The following is a 288-nucleotide window of genomic DNA, read 5'->3' on the forward strand; positions in this document are numbered from 1 at the left end:
TTTCGGGGCTGAGTTCATAATAGGGCTGGCGTAACATGGTCATGGTATTTCTCCTCGTTTGGATGAGCCGCAATGTAGCACTATAATGGACTGCTACAGAGAGCCATATTGTTACCAAAAAAGCAGACCATAAATGCCGCGCTATCAGCAAATCGCCCGTCAGTTAAAAAACGCAATTGAGAAAGGTGAACTCAAGCCCGGTACCAGATTGCCCTCCAGTCGGACCTGGGCCCAGGAGCTGGGAGTATCACGCTCGACGGTGGAAAATGCCTATGCAGAGCTGGTGGC

At 50.7% G+C, this 288-nt stretch carries 1 protein-coding gene; it reads left to right on the plus strand.

From position 1 onward, the window contains the following. Positions 1-133: 133 nt before the first annotated feature. Positions 134-288 (plus strand): GntR family transcriptional regulator (locus OOJ60_RS24625; protein WP_268077819.1); only part of this gene is annotated, 155 nt, incomplete at its 3' end.

This window comes from Citrobacter sp. R4 (genome assembly GCF_026719175.1).
Taxonomy (GTDB): domain Bacteria; phylum Pseudomonadota; class Gammaproteobacteria; order Enterobacterales; family Enterobacteriaceae; genus Citrobacter_A; species Citrobacter_A sedlakii.